At 63.4% G+C, this 18984-nt stretch carries 14 protein-coding genes and 1 tRNA gene; 11 read left to right on the forward strand and 4 right to left on the reverse strand.

Annotated features, from left to right (window positions below; genetic code table 11):
* Positions 1–50: 50 nt before the first annotated feature.
* Positions 51–2915 carry a YadA-like family protein gene (locus P0D96_RS10770; protein ID WP_408313362.1) on the reverse strand — a complete coding sequence of 955 codons (2865 nt, stop codon included), beginning with the start codon at positions 2913–2915 and terminating at the stop codon, positions 51–53.
* 601 nt (positions 2916–3516) lie between these two features.
* On the opposite strand from P0D96_RS10770, the gene P0D96_RS10775 reads away from it, so the two are divergent.
* The 4 genes from P0D96_RS10775 (at position 3517) to P0D96_RS10790 (ending at position 7444) form a co-directional block, all read left to right on the forward strand.
* Complete coding sequence (locus P0D96_RS10775; protein ID WP_408313364.1) at positions 3517–4536, forward strand: YVTN family beta-propeller repeat protein; 1020 nt, start codon at positions 3517–3519, stop codon at positions 4534–4536.
* A gap of 59 nt (positions 4537–4595) precedes the next feature.
* Positions 4596–5594 (forward strand): sterol desaturase family protein, encoded by a 999-nt coding sequence (locus tag P0D96_RS10780; protein WP_132373806.1) that lies wholly within the window; start codon positions 4596–4598, stop codon positions 5592–5594.
* Between the two features lie 147 nt (positions 5595–5741).
* Positions 5742–6575, forward strand: coding sequence for an EI24 domain-containing protein (locus P0D96_RS10785; RefSeq protein ID WP_408175831.1), 834 nt, complete (start codon positions 5742–5744; stop codon positions 6573–6575).
* 32 nt (positions 6576–6607) lie between these two features.
* On the forward strand, positions 6608–7444 hold the full coding sequence (locus tag P0D96_RS10790; RefSeq protein WP_408175832.1) for a competence/damage-inducible protein A: 837 nt from the start codon (positions 6608–6610) through the stop codon (positions 7442–7444).
* Positions 7445–7704: 260 nt separating this feature from the next.
* Here P0D96_RS10790 and P0D96_RS10795 read toward each other — a convergent pair whose 3' ends face one another.
* Positions 7705–8169 carry a rhodanese-like domain-containing protein gene (locus P0D96_RS10795; protein WP_012433603.1) on the reverse strand — a complete coding sequence of 155 codons (465 nt, stop codon included), beginning with the start codon at positions 8167–8169 and terminating at the stop codon, positions 7705–7707.
* 441 nt (positions 8170–8610) lie between these two features.
* Here P0D96_RS10795 and glnA point away from each other — a divergent pair, with 441 nt between their 5' ends.
* From glnA to P0D96_RS10815, 4 genes are all read left to right on the forward strand, one after another.
* Positions 8611–10026 carry a type I glutamate--ammonia ligase gene (glnA, locus tag P0D96_RS10800; RefSeq protein WP_073427532.1) on the forward strand — a complete coding sequence of 472 codons (1416 nt, stop codon included), beginning with the start codon at positions 8611–8613 and terminating at the stop codon, positions 10024–10026.
* A gap of 195 nt (positions 10027–10221) precedes the next feature.
* Positions 10222–11364: a nitrogen regulation protein NR(II) gene (gene glnL / locus P0D96_RS10805; protein WP_342960366.1), complete on the forward strand. Its 1143-nt coding sequence runs from the start codon at positions 10222–10224 to the stop codon at positions 11362–11364.
* 114 nt (positions 11365–11478) lie between these two features.
* Entirely contained in the window at positions 11479–12993 is a 1515-nt protein-coding gene (gene ntrC / locus P0D96_RS10810; RefSeq protein ID WP_408313366.1) for a nitrogen regulation protein NR(I), read from the forward strand.
* A 113-nt stretch (positions 12994–13106) separates the two neighbouring features.
* Complete coding sequence (locus P0D96_RS10815; protein ID WP_408313368.1) at positions 13107–15203, forward strand: prolyl oligopeptidase family serine peptidase; 2097 nt, start codon at positions 13107–13109, stop codon at positions 15201–15203.
* 15 nt (positions 15204–15218) lie between these two features.
* Here P0D96_RS10815 and xth read toward each other — a convergent pair whose 3' ends face one another.
* On the reverse strand, positions 15219–15995 hold the full coding sequence (xth, locus tag P0D96_RS10820) for an exodeoxyribonuclease III (protein WP_408175836.1): 777 nt from the start codon (positions 15993–15995) through the stop codon (positions 15219–15221).
* Between the two features lie 170 nt (positions 15996–16165).
* Between xth and P0D96_RS10825 the strand changes: the two genes are divergently transcribed.
* Positions 16166–16453, forward strand: a complete 288-nt coding sequence (locus tag P0D96_RS10825) for a hypothetical protein (RefSeq protein ID WP_106279408.1) — start codon at positions 16166–16168, stop codon at positions 16451–16453.
* An 89-nt stretch (positions 16454–16542) separates the two neighbouring features.
* Positions 16543–16619: transfer RNA gene (locus P0D96_RS10830), tRNA-Met, on the forward strand.
* 97 nt (positions 16620–16716) lie between these two features.
* Here P0D96_RS10830 and P0D96_RS10835 read toward each other — a convergent pair.
* The gene (locus P0D96_RS10835) at positions 16717–17415 is read right to left on the reverse strand and encodes an aspartate/glutamate racemase family protein (RefSeq protein ID WP_408313370.1); all 699 of its coding nucleotides are present in this window, start codon (positions 17413–17415) and stop codon (positions 16717–16719) included.
* Positions 17416–17626: 211 nt separating this feature from the next.
* On the opposite strand from P0D96_RS10835, the gene P0D96_RS10840 reads away from it, so the two are divergent.
* Complete coding sequence (locus tag P0D96_RS10840) at positions 17627–18919, forward strand: amidohydrolase family protein (RefSeq protein ID WP_408313372.1); 1293 nt, start codon at positions 17627–17629, stop codon at positions 18917–18919.
* Positions 18920–18984 lie beyond the last annotated feature (65 nt).

An 18984-nucleotide genomic window follows, 5' to 3' on the forward strand; every position in this document is an offset into this window, starting at 1 on the left:
AGGCGATTGCTCGTGACTCGGCTTGGCCCGGCCTGTCCTGCCAGTTCCGCCTACCAGTGCATGCCGGCGCCGATCGACGCGCCGAACTGGCCGCGCGAATCCGTGGTGCCTTGCAGCTTGTAGACCCACTTACCCGTTTCCGAAAGCTGCGATACGCCGATGGCCAACGCCGACTGGCCGGCGTACGTGCCACCGGCCATTGCGACCATGCCGTGACCCGGCATGACGGCCTGCGGCAGACCGGCCATTGCCATCGCGGATGCCGTGCCGCCGTAGCTGTCGCGACGGGCTGAGCGGATCTGGTCGTCCGTATAGCTGTTCGCCTGGCTCACTGCTCCGCTGACGCTTTGCTGCAACTGGTTGACGTTGACGGCATCGGCGCCTTGCACGCCGGCTGCGACGTTGGTGATCTGGCGTTCCTGGCCCGCTGCGCCGACGGATACGCTGTTTGCCCGGTCCGCGATCGAGCCTTGGCCTAATGCGACGGAATTGTCAGCGCTGGCGTTTGCTGCTGCGCCGAGCGCGGTGGCGTTGGCGCCGCTGGCGACGGAGTTTGCGCCGAGTGACGTGGCGTTTGCGCCGCTCGCCAGCGAATTCGCGCCGATGGCCGTAGCGTTGGTGCCGGTGGCCTGCGCGTTGGCGCCCGCGGCGACGGAGCGGGTGCCGGAGGACACGGCGCCTTCGCTATCGCGGTTGCCTTCCGCGCTGAAGAACGGATTGGCGGTATTGACCACGACGTTGCTGACGGCGCCGTCGATGGCGGCGTTCAGTTGAGCGACGTTGACCGCGTCGGTTGCGTCCACGCCTGCCGCGACGTTGTGGATGACCGTGCCGCCGTTCGCCGCGTCGCCGCCGAGTGTGACGCTGTTCTTGTTGATGGTGCCGTCGGCGTTCTGGTCATACATGACCGCACCGTCGAGCTTCGCGGCATTGGCGGCGCCTTGGTCGCTCACGGCTTTCAACTGCGCGACGTTGACGGCGTCGGTGTCGGCGGTGCCGGCCGCGACGTTCGTGATCTGGCGTTCCTGGCCCGCTGCGCCGACGGACACGCTGTTCGCCCGGTCCGCGACCGAGCCTTGGCCGAGTGCGACGGAGTTGGCGGCTGCAGCGCTGGCTTGATATCCGAGCGCGGTCGAATTCGCGCCCGCTGCGCTGGCCACATAGCCGAGAGCGGTTGAACCGTCACCTTCAGCGATTGCGAAGCTGCCGACTGCCGTGCCGAAATTGCCGTTCGCCTGCGAACTCGTGCCGGCGGCAAATCCGGCTTGCCCCGCAGCGAGCGCTGAACTGCCGATGGCCACCGCGTTGCTACCGGTGGCCGACGCGTCGTCGGTGCCGTCGTTGAGTCCGTTCGCCTTGAAATAGCGCGAGGCGTTCGCGCTGGCGGCTTGCAACTGACTGAGATTGACGGCGTCGGTCGCGTTGGTACCGGCTGCGACATTCGTGATCTGCCGTTCCTGCCCCGCCGAGCCTACCGACACCGTGTTCACGCGGTCGGCCACCGAATTCTGGCCGAGGGCCACGGAGCCATCCGAACTCGCTGTGGCCATGTAGCCGAGCGCGACGCTCCCGACGCCCGTCACGCTCGAATACGCACCGACCGTCGTGGCGCCGACGCTGCTGGCAACGGACGAGCCGCCGATCGAGGTTGAGCCCGGTGCGTTGGCCGCAGCGCTCGCGCCTAGCGCTGTAGAACCGACGCTGCGGGCAGCGGCGTTCGAGCCGAGTGCGACCGCATCGGCACCGGTCGCGCTTGCGCCTACGCCAGCCGCGACCGCATGTGTGCCGCTTGCCACTGCATCGTCAGAACCGTCGGCGACGCCATCGGCCTTGAAGTAGTGCTGGGTGCCGCTCTGCGCAATGGTGTCGACCTTGCCATCGACCGCACGCAACTGGCTCACGTTGACCGCATCGGTCGCCGCCGCGCCCGCTGCCACGTTCGTCAGGCGGCGCTCCTGGTTCGCTGAACCGAGCGACACTTCGCCCGCCGGGGTGGACGCCGCGATCGCCGTTGCGCCCGATCCAGCCGGTGCAAAAGCTGTCTGGGACAGGTCCGCTGCGGTGGAGGAATTCGCGCCCAATGCGACGCTGTTGGCCGAGGTGGCAGCCGCATTGTTGCCGAGCGCCACAGCGCCCGCCGCGCCGGCCGTTGCCGCGTAGCCAAGAGCAGTGGCATTGACGCCGGTCGCCTGCGCGAATCCGCCGAATGCCATCGCCCCCACCTCGCTGACAGCGGCCTGATTGCCGATCGCGATACTGTAGTCGGCCGCCGCCAGAGCTGAATCGCCGCCAGCGAAAGAGCCCGTGCCGCCTGCGGCAGACTGATGACCGATCGCGGCAGCATTCGTACCGGCCGCTTTCGCTTGCGCGCCTGCGGCCACTGAGTTGTCGCCCTTCGCATAGGAACTGACGCCAATCGCGGTCGAGCTATTGCCCAGCGCGCTCGCTTGCACACCCGTTGCAATCGAGCCGTATTTTTGCGCGGTCGATTGCACGCCCGTCGCAATCGAAAACGTGCCTGACGCCGTTGCCTGAAAGCCCGTCGCAATCGCGCCATCGCTGAGCGCGCCTGATTGCTTGCCCAACGCCATGGAATACAGGCCTACCGCGTTCGCTTGCATGCCGAGCGCAATTGAATAGGGGCCCGCCGCTTGTGCCGCGATGCCTGCTGCAATCGAGCCAACGCCCGTGGCGAGCGCATCCGCGTCCAAGCCGGGATTAACCGGGGCTCCCGCAAAAAATACGGTGGCGTGTGCCACCGACACCCCCCAGGACAATGCCGCCAGAACCAGTACCGCTTGGGCGATGGCTTTCTTGCGAGTCGTCGTGCGCTTTGCCGTTGATCTTGCCGTCGTCGGCGATGCCAGCCAGGTTTCCGGCGTTTCACACCAAACCAATGGGTTATTGCTTTTCATTGTTTTAGAAACTCCGCGGTATTGCGTGCGTGGACGGTGCATGAGCGCGGGTAAGCCGGCAAGGATTTCATCGCCCTGATAAATTGCGCAAAAATGAAAGTCGGCAGCCGTTGGTTTAGCTGCGTTAGCGCCTTGGCGGTCTTTTTTTGCTCGTGCGAAACACCCGCGTCATGCCCGTTCACCCACAAGATTGATAGGTGGGCGATGAGGCGGCAGGATTGTCCGATTTGGCGGCGGGACGGGGATATCAGTTAAATCTGCAACGAGTGTGGAAAAATCATTTTATGTGGGCGTGTCTTAGTTTGCAGGAGCGTAAATAGAATTAAATAAAGAGCATTCGAAGATTTTTCTGAAAATGAATCATTTAATCTGAGTGTGTTCTTGTATCTATGAGCTTTCAGTGAGATTCGACATGTCAAGCGTGATACATATTGCCGGCGTTTCAAAAAAGAGGTGATCGCACGTTGCCCCGCGCGGCTCGCCATCCAGCCGCCACGGCCCATCGTGTCCCTCATTTCTCCTGCCCCGCAGACCGATCTGCGTCAACCGCTGGCCCCGGCAAACGTTCTACAATGATGGTTGTTCTCCGAAGTGAGTTTTCATGCGTAAATTTTTTCTTCCCAGCTTGACTGCCACGGTCGCTGCGGGCGCGCTGCTGGTCGCCGCCACAGGCTTTTTTTCTCCGGCGGCCCACGCCAACAACGTGATCGTGCTCAATTCCGGCGAAGCCACGCTGAGCCTGATCGACGAGGCGACCCGCCAGGTCGTCGGCACGGTGCCCACGGGCAAGGAACCGCACCACCTGATGGCCACGCCGGACAATTCGTCGTTGATCGTCGCGAATTCGGTGTCGAACAATCTGATGTTCGTCGACCCGAAAACGGGCCAGGTGCAGCGCTGGGTCGAGAACATCGAAGATCCGTACCAGATCGGTTTTTCGCCTGACCGCAAATGGCTGGTCACCACCGGCCTGCGTCTGGACCGTCTGGACATCTATCACTACGACGGCCAGAAGAACCAGATGACGCTGGCCTCGCGCTTGCCGCTCGCGGTCATGCCGAGCCACATGGCGTTCACGAACGACAGCAAGACGGTATTCGTCACGCTGCAGGTGTCGGGCGAACTGGCCGCGATCGACCTGGCCACGCAAACCGTCAAGTGGAAGATGAAGGTTGGCAAGGTGCCGGCGGGCCTGTGGATGACGCCGGGCGAGAAATACCTGCTGGTCGGCATGACCGGCGCCGACTACGTCGCGGTGGTCGACTGGCGCAACCAGAAGATCGTCAAGACGATCCACACCGGCAACGGCGCGCACAACTTCCGTTCGCTGGCTGACGGCAAGCACGTCGCGGTGTCGAACCGCGTGGCGAGCACGATCAGCATCATCGACGAGGACACGCTCACCAACGTCGGCGACATCACCGGTTTGATGCCGGGACCGGACGACATGGAACTTTCCGCCGACAAACGCTATCTGTGGGTTACGTTCCGCTTCGCGAAGCACGTCGGCATCATCGACCTGACAACGCGTAAGCTGATCCAGACGATCGCTGTCGGCCGTTCGCCGCACGGCATCTATTTCTTCAATCGCGCGCCGGTCACGGCGCCGAACGGCGCTTGATGCAGGGGCCCATGCCGCACCACGCGAACCGTCACGGATGAAGTAACCAGACCAGCACCATGTTCCATCTGATTTTTTCTTCCCTCGACAACTTCGTCTCCGCCGTGCAGACGTTGTTGTACGTCGACGTGGTACAGCCGCTGCTGTTCCGCTTCGATCTGATGGATTACGACGAAGACACCTACGACAGCCTGTACTGGGTGATCGTGGGCGTCGTCGAAGTACTGGCCATGTACGCGGTTCTGCGCCCGCTCGAAGCGCTGCGTCCGGTAGAGAAGTGGGAGACCCGCAAGGCGGTGCGCGTCGACGTGATCTACACGTGGATCGCCAAGCTCGGCATTCTGAACCTGTTCTTTTTCTTCGCGCTCCAGCCATTCTTCGACACCGTGCAGGCGTGGCTGCGACTGCACAACATTTCGAATATCGAGTTCGACAATCTGTGGCCGGGCGTGACCACGCAGCCGCTCGTCACGTTCGTGATGTATCTGCTGGTGCTTGATTTCGCCGGTTACTGGTATCACCGCTGGGAACATCGGATCGGCGTGTGGTGGGAACTGCACGCGGTGCATCACAGCCAGCAGCAGATGTCGCTCTGGTCCGACGACCGCAACCATCTGCTCGACGATCTGCTGCAAGCCTCGTTCTTCGCGGTGATCGCGCTGGTGATCGGTGTGCCGCCGTCGCAGTTCGTCGTGCTGGTCGCCATCACGAATCTCGCGCAGAGTGTCCAGCACGCGAACATCCGCCTGTACTTCGGCTGGCTGGGCGAGCGCCTGCTGGTCAGTCCGACCTTCCATCGCCGTCACCACGCCATTGGTTATGGCCACGAAGGGCTGAAATACGGTTGCAACTTCGGCGTGCTGTTTCCGTGGTGGGACATGCTGTTCCGCAGCGTGTCATGGAGCCGCGAGATGGAGCCGACCGGCATCAGCGATCAACTCGAAGGCCGCCGTTACGGCGACGGTTTCTGGGCGCAGCACTGGCTTGCTTTCGTACGTATCGCCGGCCGTCTTTCGCCGAAACGCCGCACCGAAAGCAACGACGCCGCCGCCGTTTGAGCGCGCTTCCTCCCACGCCGCCGGTTTCCCCGGCGCCGCGTCACGTGGTTTATCCTGTTCACGTTTGCGACCCTTCGCCGGGCTGCCCGGCGGGTTTGTCGCGCGGTTCACTCCATTCCATCGTTTCGTTCACCGGCACTGGCTCGCATGAATGACCTGTTGCGCTCGTTCGGGCGCGCGCTCACGAGCGCGCTCCACCCGCGCATGCTCTGGCTGACCTTCATGCCGTTTCTCGCGGCAACGGTCGGGTGGGGCGTGATCCTGTGGTTTTCCTGGCAGACGCTGATCGGTGCGACCCGCAGCTGGCTCGAGGGCTGGTCGTTCACGCTCACGCTTTATCATCTGTTCGACTGGCTCGGTTTTTCAGCGCTGCATGCGGCGATCGCGCCGTTTATGGTGATCGCGATGACGATTCCGCTGATCGTCGTCACGGTGCTGCTGCTGATCGCCACGCTGTCGATGCCCGCGGTGATCCGCTTCCTGTCGGCAAGGCAATTCCCGAGCCTGGAAATGCGCCGCGGCGGAACGTGGTACGGTAGCCTCGGACAGGCGTTGTGGACCACGCTGGTGTGTCTGGTGCTGCTGATCGTCACGTTGCCGCTCTGGCTCGTGCCGCCGTTCTTCGCGCTGATTCCGCCGCTGCTGTGGGGCTGGCTGACGTATCGTGTGATGAGCTACGACGCGCTCGCGCTGCATGCCACGCGTGACGAGCGGCGCGCGCTGGTGCGGCGTTTCCGTTTGCCGCTGTTGTTGATCGGCATCGCGAGCGGCTTGCTGGGTTCGCTGCCTACGCTGTTGTGGGCGTCGTCGGTCTGGCTGATCGTGCTGTTCCCGGTGGTCACGGCCGTGACGATCTGGATCTATGCGTTCATCCTCGTGTTCTCGGCGTTATGGTTCGGCTACTACTGTTTGCGCGCGTTGCAACGCATGCGCGCGGATGAGCACGGCGGCGTGCGGCACGCGGCGCCGCTTCCCTACTGATGAATTACTGACTAAGCGAAAAAGAGGCGGCAATGGCATTTGGCGTCATCATCATCGGCGATGAAATCCTGTCGGGCAGGCGTATCGACAAGCATCTGCCGAAGGTCATCGAATTGCTGGGCGCGCGTGGGCTGTCGCTCGGCTGGGCGGAGTATATCGGCGACGATCCGGAGCGCATCACCGCGACGCTGCGGCGCACGTTCGCCTCGGGCGACATCGTGTTTTCCACGGGCGGCATCGGCGCGACGCCGGACGACCACACGCGCCAATGCGCGGCGGCCGCGCTCGGCGTGCCGCTCGAACTGCATCCGGAAGCCGCGAAGCTGATTCAGGAGCGCATCCGCGACATGCATCCGGCGAACGCGGCCACGCCGCTCGATCTGGAGTCGCCGGAGAACCGGCATCGCCTGAATATGGGCACGTATCCGCAGGGCGCGTCGATCATTCCGAACGGCTACAACAAGATTCCGGGCTTTTCGATCAGGCAGCATCACTTCGTGCCGGGTTTCCCGGTGATGGCGTGGCCGATGATCGAGTGGGTGCTGGATACGCAATACGCGCATCTGCATCACGCCATGCCGCACGCGGAGAAGTCGCTGCTGGTGTTCGAGTTGCCGGAGTCGCGCCTCACGCCGCTGATGGAAAAAATCGAACGCGATTTTCCGGGCGTGCGGGTCTTCAGTCTGCCGAGCGTGGGCGATGCGGAACGCGGCGGCGTGTACGCGCGGCATCACATCGATCTGGGCGTGAAGGGCGAGCCCGAAGCGGTGGCGGCGGCCTTCGTCAAGCTGCGGGAAGGCGTGCACCTGCTGGGCGGCGATATCGTCGAGCCCGAGGCGGCGGCTGCGGCGGCGAAGCCGCGCGGCTGATTCGCGCGACATACGCTTGTCTTGATTCGGGCGCTGCGGCGCCCGTTTTTCATCGCGCTCGTCGCCGATTCTGAGCGCGGCAGAGGCGGATCATCGGCCTGTCACATTCGGCGCCGACGATGTGCCTGTCCTCACGTGCGCGCCTCAATGGACGGTTTTGAGGCGGCGTCGACGAGCCGCGGCGACAAGCAAATATCACGCAGCGGTCGCGCAGCGATCAGGTGACCGCAAGGCAACCGCGCGCCACACAACCGCCGCACTCACGCGCCGATCCACGGCAACCCGCGAAAGCACCAGCCCGACACCGTCTTCCGATGCCCTTGGCCGTCCTTGTCGCCTTCGAAGCCTTCCAGCAGGTCATACGCCTTCGTGAAACCGGCCTGCGTGGCGGCGATCGCGGCGAGCTTCGAGCGCGCGGCGCTGCGGCACAGGAACAGCACGGGCGTATCCGGCGTGGCGACCTGCTTCAACTGCGCGAGAAATTCCTGATTCGGCACCGCGCCCGGATAGCGCGTCCATTCCACGTGCGCGTATTGTCCGTCGCCGATCACCGGCCGGCCGACCCAATCGAGTTCGGCGCGGGTGCGCACATCCACGAGACGCGTGCGCGGATCGAGCTGCAGCAGTTCGAACGCTTCGGCGGGCGATATCGCGCCCGCGTACGGCAACTGATTCTCGGTGCGGCGTTTGTCCGCGCTGGCGTACAACTGTTCGAGCGTGCTCATGAGCGCAAATCTCCTTCGGACCAAATGATCATTCTAGCGCGCGGCGCGAGGCGTGCACGTGTGGCGCGAGCGGCCGCGAACGGGCGTGCGCCGCGATCCGGCGAATGCGCAAACATGGTGCAAGTTTCGTGAAATGCACCAAAATAGAAATGTTGGCCGTTGCCGATTTGGCGAATGCACGTATTTGGTGCGACGTATCGTCCAAAGATTTCGGGGCTGCATGCCGTTCGGTGCGCCCATTCCCCGCAAACGCGCGCGCACTGTGGTTCTGCTCCGGGTTGGCGCATACGTGGCACAGAAGCTGCTTTATTGGTGCCGATCGATTTGTCCAGGCAGACTTTTATGTTCCTCCTCAACGATTGAGGGTGGACGCGCCGGGACGGGTCAGCTAGATTGGGCGGCGGCTGAATCCGCCGAATTCGTTAATCAGGAGAAAAGGTTATGAGTAAATCCGTGGCCGACGTCGTGCAACTCGTCAAAGACGAAGACGTCAAGTTTGTCGACTTTCGTTTCACCGACACGCGCGGCAAAGAGCAACACGTTTCGGTGCCGGTGTCGGCATTCGATGAAGACAAGTTCGAAAGCGGCCATGCGTTTGACGGTTCTTCGATTGCCGGCTGGAAGGGCATCGAAGCCTCGGACATGTTGCTGGTCCCGGATGCGAACACGGCCTTCATCGACCCGTTCTACGAAGAATCCACCCTCGTGCTGACCTGCGACGTCGTCGAACCGGCGGACGGCAAGGGCTACGAGCGCGACCCGCGCTCGCTGGCAAAGCGCGCTGAAGCCTACCTGAAGAGCACGGGCCTCGGCGACACGGCATTCTTCGGTCCGGAACCGGAATTCTTCATTTTCGATTCGGTCCAGTGGAACACGGATCAATCGGGCTGCTTCATCAAGATCGGTTCGGAAGAAGCACCGTGGTCGTCGGCGAAGGAATTCGAAGGCGGCAACACCGGCCACCGTCCGGGCACGAAGGGCGGCTATTTCCCGGTCGCACCGGTCGACACGTTCCAGGACATCCGTTCGGAAATGTGTCTGTTGCTCGAACAGATCGGCATTCCGGTCGAAGTGCACCACCACGAAGTCGCGGGCCAAGGCCAGAACGAGATCGGCACCAAGTTCTCGACGCTGGTGCAACGCGCCGACTGGCTGCAGCAAATGAAGTACATCATCCACAACGTCGCGCACACGTACGGCAAGACGGCAACGTTCATGCCGAAGCCGGTGGTCGGCGATAACGGTTCGGGCATGCACGTTCACCAGTCGATCTGGAAAGACGGCACGAACCTGTTCGCAGGCAACGGTTACGCAGGTCTGTCGGAATTCGCGCTGTTCTACATCGGCGGCATCATCAAGCATGCTCGCGCGCTGAACGCGATCACGAACCCGTCGACGAACTCGTACAAGCGCCTCGTGCCGCACTTCGAAGCACCGGTCAAGCTGGCTTACTCGGCTCGCAACCGTTCGGCATCGATCCGTATTCCGCACGTGTCGAACCCGAAGGGCCGCCGTATCGAAACGCGCTTCCCGGATCCGATGGCGAATCCGTACCTGTGCTTCTCCGCGCTGATGATGGCGGGTCTGGACGGCGTGCAGAACAAGATTCACCCGGGCGAAGCTGCCGACAAGAACCTGTACGACCTGCCGCCGGAAGAGGATGCAAAGATCCCGACCGTGTGCGCCGGCCTCGACCAGGCGCTGGACGCGCTGGACGCTGACCGCGAATTCCTGACGCGCGGTGGCGTGTTCACGGATTCGATGCTCGACGCGTACATCGAACTGAAGACGGGCGAGCTGCAACGCTATCGTCAGTCGGTGCACCCGATCGAATTCGAAATGTACTACTCGCTGTAAGCGGCAATGGCGCTTCGCCCTTCACACGGCGAAGTGCTTTGCCCGACGCTCGCGATCGGTCACGAAGGGACGGCGGCGCCGTCCCTTTTTCGTTAGACCGCGCACAACGTTTGCGGCTCGCGGGCAATGGGCAAAGAGCAACACAAAAAAGCGCATCACCGGTTTATCACCATCTCCTATCGGCCAGACTGCAAGATGGTTCTCAAGAATCTGATCAAGGCAAGGAAAGGGCACGAGCAGGCGCTCTCGGACGACGCTCAGCTCGTCAGTTCCGGTTTACTGCCGGGCTTCGAGGCGTTGCCGACGGTCGTGCTGGTGCTCGAAAAGCGCACGCTGCGCGTCGCCTTTGCGAACCCGTCGGCGGAGTCGATGCTGGACCTCTCGCGCCGGCAACTGACGCAGATGGCATGGCCGGACATCTTCTCGAATGCCGACGAACTGGTCGCGACCATTTCCGCGATCGCCGCCCACCGTTTTCACGCGACTCATCTGGACGCCGTGCTCGAACGTCCGGGCCACGAGCCGCTGCATGTGCATGCGATCGTCGGTTTCCTGGAAGGCGCGCAAGACTACGTGCTGCTCGAACTGTTCGAAAACGAGCGGCATTTACGCACCGACCGCGAGGAGCGCATCAACGACCTCACGGCGGTCAACAAGCAACTGATCCGCAATCTCGCGCACGAGATCAAGAATCCGCTCGGCGGGATTCGCGGCGCGGCGCAACTGCTCGAGTTCGAACTCGGCGAGCGTCAGCGCGACGAGTTGCGCGAGTACACGCAGGTCATCATCAAGGAATCGGACCGGCTGCAAACGCTGGTCGACCGGCTGCTCGAGCCGCACCGCCATCCGCATATCGTCGGCGACGTGAATATCCACGAAGTGTGCGAGCGCGTGCGCCAGGTGATTCTCGCGGAGTTTCCGCGCGGCCTCACCATCGAACGCGATTACGACGTGAGCGTGCCGGACCTGCGCGGCGACAAGGAGCAGTTGATTCAGGCGCTCCTGAACATCGTGCGCAACGCGGCTGAAGCGTTGCGCGAACGTATTTCTCAAGGCGATGCGCGGATCGAATTGCGCACTCGCATCGCGCGCAAGATTACGGTGTCGAAACGCTTATGTAAGCTGGCACTGGACTTGCATATCACTGACAACGGCCCAGGCATTCCCGAAGAAATCCGTGACCGCATTTTCTATCCGCTCGTGTCGGGGCGCGAGGACGGTAGTGGTCTCGGACTGACGCTCGCGCAGACTTTCGTGCAACAGCACGACGGTTTGATCGAAGTGGATAGCCGCCCGGGCCACACCGAGTTTCAGATTCTGCTGCCGCTCGACTGCTAACACCAATGCCTCGTGAGAAAACGCCGGGCCGCCCACGTTTTCTCACTCCCCTTCGGGGGGCCTGCCGCGAAGCGACAGGTTTGGGGGCACTCTTGAGACTTCTGACCGACCCATATGAAGCCGATCTGGATAGTAGACGACGATCAATCGATTCGCTGGGTGCTCGAAAAAGCACTGGCCCGCGAAAACTTCGCGACCCGCAGCTTCGCGAACGTGCGCGAGGCGTCGGCCGCGCTCGACCACGACAGCCCGCAGGTGCTGGTGTCCGACATCAGGATGCCCGGCGGCTCCGGCCTCGAACTGCTGCAAACCGTACGTGACAAGGTGCCGGGCTTGCCCGTCATCATCATGACGGCGTTCTCGGATCTGGATAGCGCGGTCGCCGCATTCCAGGGCGGCGCGTTCGAATACCTCGCCAAGCCGTTCGACGTCGACAAGGCGGTCGAACTGATTCGCCGTGCCGTGGACGAAAGCATGCGCGGCGAACAGACGTGGGACGAACGCGTTACCGAAGCACCGGAAATGCTCGGCCAGGCGCCGGCGATGCAGGACATGTTCCGCGCGATCGGCCGCTTGTCCCATTCCGCGGCAACCGTGCTCATTACCGGCGAATCAGGCACCGGGAAGGAACTGGTCGCGCGTGCGTTGCACCGACATAGCCCACGCGCGAACGGTCCCTTCATCGCGCTGAACACCGCGGCGATTCCGAAGGATCTGTTGGAATCCGAATTGTTCGGCCACGAGCGGGGTGCGTTTACCGGCGCGCAGGCCATGCGCCAGGGCCGCTTCGAACAGGCCGAGAACGGCACGCTGTTTCTCGACGAAATCGGCGACATGCCGTTCGATTTGCAGACGCGTCTGTTGCGCGTGCTGTCGGACGGGCAGTTCTATCGCGTCGGTGGCCACAATCCGTTGCGCGCCAATGTGCGCGTGATCGCGGCGACGCACCAGAATCTCGAATCGCGCGTGCGTCAGGGTCTGTTCCGCGAGGACTTGTATCACCGGCTCAATGTGATCCGCCTGCGCTTGCCGGCCTTGCGCGAGCGCAGTGAGGACATTCCGCTGCTCACGCGGCACTTCCTGCAAAAGAGTGCGCGCGACCTCGGTGTCGAGCCGAAGCGCGTGTCTGAAGAAGCGCTGGCTTATCTCGCGTCGTTGCCGTTTCCGGGCAATGTGCGTCAGTTGGAGAACCTCGCCAACTGGCTCACGGTGATGGCGCCGGCGCAGACCATCGAGATCAAGGACTTGCCGCCTGATCTCGGCCCCGCGCAAGCCGGCGTGACCGATCTGGCCGGCGGTGGCGGTGCGATCGGAACGGGAGATGCGGGCCTCGCAGGTGGCGCGCCGGTCAACGGCACGAGCGCCGCGGCGCATCCGGCCGCGGCGGGCGGCATGCCGGTCGCGAACACCGTCAGCGCCTGGGAAGGCGGCTTGCGCACCGAAGTCGCGCGGATGTTGCGCGAGAATGCGGCGGACGTCATGGACGAACTCGCGCGCCGGTTCGAAGCCGCCGTGATTCGCGAAGCGCTCGACTTCACGCGTGGACGCAAGGTCGAAGCAGCGGAGCGTCTCGGCATTGGCCGTAATACGATTACGCGCAAGATTCAGGAACTCAACCTCGAGCCTTGAGTATCGCGTTGTAGAGCGGGGCGGCGCGCGCGTCGCTCCGCTCATTCGCCTGTAAAACGAGTCACGGGCTCCCACAAGGCATAATCGACGCTGTTTTCATTCGACAGCTGACGATGCCCGCTTCTCCCGCTCCTTTCTCCTGGCCGCTTTCTCCCGATCCCTTCCTGTCGCTCGAAGCGCTCCACGACCCTGACGCGCTCGCGTGGGTCGAACAGCAGAACGCCCGCACGCGCGCCGCGTGGTGCAACAGCGCGGAATTCGAGTCGCTCAGGCAACGGCTTGCCGACGCCTATCTGCCGCGCGAGCGTCCGGTGATTCCCGATCGCTGGAAGGAGTGGGCTTACGACCTGTGGCAGGACGAGCGCAATCCCAAGGGCATCTGGCGGCGCACGACGTGGGCGGCATGGCGCGGCGGCAAACCGGAGTGGCAGAACCTGCTCGACTTCGACGCGCTCGGTGCTGCCGAGGGCACGCCTTGGGTCTGCGTCGAACTCGACATTCTCTATCCCGATGGCGACCGCGCGCTGATCACACTGTCGCCCGGTGGTTCGGATGCGCTCGTGGTGCGCGAATTCGACATCGACGCGCGACGTTTTGTCGACGACGGCTTCGTGATTGCGAAGGCCGGCAAGCACACGGCGTCTTGGATCGATCGGGACACGCTTTACGTCGGCTGGGATAACGGCCGCAAGACGTTGACGCGCTCCGGTTATCCCCGCGAAGTGCGGCGCTGGACGCGCGGCATCGCGCTCGCCGACGCGCCGGTGGTGTTCAAGGGCGCGTTCGGCGACATCGGCGTGGAAGGGCACTACGATCCGGTCGAGCAACGGCACACGGTGGTGAGCAGCGTCGATTTTTTTGATTCGCAGACGTATTACCTCGATGATGCCGATGGTGCCGTCGACGCATGGCGCCGCTACGAGGTGCCGTCGCATGTCGCGGTGAGCGGCTGGCAAGACTGGCTGTTGCTCGAACCGCGGCTCGATTGGGACTGCAATGGCGTGCACTTTCCGGGCGGCGCATTGCTGGCGATCCGCGAAGACGCGTTCCTGCGCGGCGAGCGCGACGTGCAGCCGCTATTCACTCCGACGCCGCAAACCTCGGCCTGCGAGTGGACGCATACGCGCAACCACCTGATCGTGTCGTACCTCGAAGACGTGCAGAACAAGACCTTGCTGTTGACGCCGTCGCAAGGCGACGATCAGGCGTGGCATTGGCAGCAACGCGTCTTTCCAACGCGCGAGGATGCGCAAGCCGACGTCTCGCCGGTGGAGCCGACGCTCGACGACGAAGTGTTCGTCGATACCGACGACTATCTGCAGCCGCCTGCGTACTGGCTCGCCGACCTCGCCCGTGACGATCTGAGCGAATGGGAGTTGCTTGACCGCTGGCCGACGCAATTCGACGCAACGCAGTTCGCCGTCACGCGTGGCTACGCAGTTTCCGCGGACGGCACGCGCGTGCCGTACACGGTGATCGGCCCGCGCGCCGAGCAACAACACGCGCGTCCATGCCTGCTCAACGGTTACGGCGGCTTTGCCATTCCGTTGCTGCCGAGCTATCTGACGGGGCAGGGCATCGGCTGGCTGGCGCGCGGCGGCGTGTACGTGGTCGCGCATATTCGCGGCGGCGGCGAGTTCGGCACGCGCTGGCATATGGCGGCACAGGGCGAGCATCGCCAGCGCGCGTTCGACGATTTCATCGCGGTGGCCGAGGCGCTCACCGAGACGGGCGTGACGAGCGCCGCGCAACTCGGTATTCAGGGTGGCAGCAATGGCGGTTTGCTGGTGGCGGCGTGCATGGTGCAGCGCCCCGAGCTGTTCGGCGCCGTGGTGTGCGAGGTGCCCTTGCTCGACATGAGCCGCTATCACTTGCTGCACGCGGGCGCGTCATGGATCGACGAATACGGCGATCCTGACGAACCCGATGAAGCGGGCATGCTGGCCGCTTACTCGCCGTATCACCGCGTGTCGGCGAACGTTGCGTATCCGCCTGTGCTGTTCACCACATCGACGGCCGACGACCGTGTGCATCCCGGCCACGCGCGCAAGATGGCCGCGCGCATGCAGGCGCTGGGTGCCGACCACGTCTGGTATCGGGAGAACACCGAAGGCGGGCACGGCGGCTCCGATGAGCTGGAGCAGGCCGAGCATGATGCGATGGTGTTCGAGTTCCTGTGGCGTACGCTGAACCGGTCGACGCAGGCCTGACGTCGTGAGGAAGGATCAGCCGAGCTGCGCGACGACCGGCGCGTGGTCCGACGGCTGGTCCCACTTGCGCGGCGCCTTGTCGACGTCGCACGACGAACATACGTCAGCCAGCGCCTTCGACAGCAGGATATGGTCGATGCGCAGCCCCGCGTTGCGACGGAACGCCATCATCCGGTAGTCCCACCACGAGTAGATCTTTTCCGGCTGCTCGAACTGGCGGAATGCATCGACGAGACCGAGTTCGACCAGCCGCACGAACTCCGCGCGTTCTTCGGGCGACACCAGATTCTGGCCTTCCCACGCTTTCGGATCGTGCACGTCGCGGTCTTCTGGCGCGATGTTGTAGTCGCCGAGCAGTGCAAGCTTCGGATGTACAGCCATCTCGCTCGCGATCCAGTCGTGCAGCGCAGCAAGCCAGCGCAGTTTGTACGCGAACTTGTCGGTGCCCGGCGCCTGGCCGTTGGGGAAATACGCGGAGATGATGCGCACGCCTTCGATGGTCGCGGCAATCACGCGTTGCTGCGGATCTTCAAAGCCCGGAATATTCCGCACGATGCTGCCTTCGTCGACCGTCAGGCCGCCGCGCACCAGAATGCCGACGCCGTTATAAGTCTTCTGGCCGGCGAACCAGCTGCGGTAGCCTTTCTCTTCGAGTTCGGCGCGCGGGAATTTTTCGTCCGGCAGCTTCAGTTCCTGGAGGCACAGTACATCGGTGCCGCTGGTTTCGAGCCAGTCGACCACATGCTGTTGGCGGACTTTGAGGGAGTTGACGTTCCAGGTGGCGATTTTCATGACATTCTCACAAGCTTGCGTGATTCCGATAGTCCCGCATCTTATCGCGCGGGCGAGCGGACGGTGAAAATGGCCCCGCCGCGGCACCGAAAATAAAAGCGCGAGCCGGTCATGTCGCGGCGTATAGTGAGATCACTCACACTCGCGCTTTTGCGCATCGGGGAGGCATCATGGCCGAACTTTACCCAGCCCTTTATAAGGACTTCGAAGTGCATCCGCTGGTATTTTCGCGGGCGTTCGACAAGTTCGACGGTCACAAGCGCCACTCCGAAGGCTACGACGTCGCGGTGCGCGTCTGCCGGCCGGGAGCAATCAGCGGCTCGAAGGCGAGCCGCGTATTTCGTCTCGTGCTGCCGCTCACGTTCTCCGATTTCGGCGTGGCCAAACGCAGTGCGAGCCAGTACGGCGCGGACATCATCGACGGTAAGGTGGAAGGCGCGACGGTCCAGGATCTGTGAGTCGCGTGTGCGTCATTTCACGAGCGTGAAATAATTCGCGCGATTGTTTGACGTCTTGCGAACATCTCTATACAATCCGTTTTCTCTGACGCGGGGTGGAGCAGTCTGGCAGCTCGTCGGGCTCATAACCCGAAGGTCGTAGGTTCAAATCCTACCCCCGCAACCAAGCATTGTTGAAAGCCCGCTGGCGCAAGCCACGCGGGCTTTTTAACTTCTGCGGCATCCGTGCGCATACGGGTTGAAGCGCGTGCGCGCACCCACCTTCACTCCGAATCAATCGCCCATTCCACCGCCGCTTGCGCATGCAATGCGGTCGTGTCGAACACGGGTAACGCGGAATCTTCTGGCTTGATCAGCAACGTGATCTCGGTGCAGCCGAGAATCACTGCCTGCGCGCCACGAGCGGCCAGCGCTTCGATCACACGCTGATACACCGCGCGCGAAGCGTCGTTCACTTTGCCGTGGCACAACTCATCGTAAATGATGCGGTGCACGTCCGCGCGTTCGGCTTCATCGGGAATCACTGTGTCGAGGCCGTAGCGCTCACGCAGGCGTCCCGTGTAGAAAGTTTGCTCCATCGTATAGCGCGTGCCCAGCAAGCCCACTCGCTCGATGCCTGCCGCGCGCAGTGCGCTGCCGGTCGGATCGGCGATATGCAGGAAGGGCACGTCGATCGCCGCTTCGATCGATTCATACACGCGATGCATCGTATTGGTCGCGAGCATCACCAGATCGGCGCCGCCCCGTTCGAGTTGGCGCGCGGCGTCGGCCATCTGCTGGCCGAGCGCGTTCCAGTCGCCCGCGCGCTGGTTCGCTTCGATCGGCGCGAAGTCGACGGTGAGCATCAGGCTGCGGGCGTTGTGGTGGCCGCCCAGGCGCGCTTTGGCGTGGCGGTTGAGCAGCTTGTAATACTCGGTGGACGATTCCCAGCTCATTCCGCCGATCACGCCGATGGTCTTCATGTGCTTGCTCCGTGAGTGGATGACGGCGCGGCATCGCATCGACCGTCTGTCTGGCGAGTATAGGCGGGCGGCGCGATGCACTGCCGGTACGGATCGCGCGCCGCTCGCCGGTACGGCCAGATGAAAAAAGCGTCGAACAAAAACGCCGCCACGCGCTTTCTGACGCCGATAGAATCGTAGTCAATCAGGACGGGGTCAAAGGGAGCGATAGATGGATCTGATCATCCGCCGCGCGATGCTGCCACCGGGCGCCGCGCCGCAATACAAAGAGCCGGTCGACATCGGCATCGAAGCGGGCCGCATCGTCGCCGTCGAGCCGAAGCTGGCCGCCAGCGCGCGCGAAGAAATCGATGCCGCGGGTTCACTCGTCACACCGCCGTTCGTCGATCCGCATTTCCATATGGACGCGACGCTCTCGTACGGTTTGCCGCGCGTGAACGCGTCGGGCACGCTGCTCGAAGGCATCGCGTTATGGGGCGAACTGAAGCCGGACCTGACGCAGGAGGCGCTGATCGAGCGGGCGCTGCAATATTGCGATTGGGCCGTCGCGCGCGGACTGCTTGCTATCCGCAGCCACGTGGATGTGTGCGATCCGCGTCTGCTCGCGGTCGAGGCGCTGGTCGAAGTGAAGCGCCGCGTCGCACCGTATCTCGATCTGCAACTGGTGGCCTTTCCGCAAGACGGCGTGTTGCGCAGCCCGGGCGCGTTCGAGAATCTCAAGCGCTCGATCGCGATGGGTGTGGACGTGGTCGGCGGCATTCCGCATTTCGAGCGCACCAAGGCCGACGGCGCGCAGTCGGTGCGCCTCTTGTGCGAGTACGCGGCGGAGCAGGGCTTGCGCGTCGACATGCATTGCGATGAATCGGACGATCCGATGTCGCGGCACATCGAGACGCTCGCGGCCGAAACGCACCGGCTCGGTTTGCACGGGCGTGTCACCGGCTCGCATCTGACCTCGATGCATTCCATGGACAACTACTACGTCAGCAAGCTCCTGCCGCTGATGCGCGAGTCGGGCGTCGCGGCGATCGCGAATCCGCTGATCAACATCACGCTGCAGGGGCGCAGCGACACGTATCCGAAACGCCGCGGCATGACGCGCGTGCCGGAGATGATGGCGGCCGGCATCAACGTCGCGTTCGGCCACGATTGCGTGATGGACCCGTGGTACAGCCTCGGCTCGGGCGACATGCTCGAAGTCGCGCACATGGGCTTGCATGTGGCGCAGATGACGGGCGTCGACGGCATGCGCGCCTGTTTCGACGCGGTGACGGTGAACGCCGCGCGCATTCTCGGTCTGGAAGGCTACGGCATCGCGCCGGGATGCACGGCCAATCTGGTGCTGCTCGACGCGCGCGATCCGGTGGAAGCGATCCGCTTGCGCGCCGCGCGCCTCGCGGTAGTGAGCCGCGGCAAGGTGGTGAGCCGCGCGCCGGCTGCGCGCGCGGCGCTGTCGCTCGTAGGCCGTCCAGCGCAAGTGGACTTCAAATTGCATCGCGATTGATTGCGGCTTGATGCTTCGCGCGAAACAAAAAAACCGGTGCCTGCTTACGCAGGTCACCGGTTTTC

Source organism: Paraburkholderia sp. RL17-347-BIC-D (assembly GCF_046027915.1).
Lineage (GTDB): Bacteria > Pseudomonadota > Gammaproteobacteria > Burkholderiales > Burkholderiaceae > Paraburkholderia.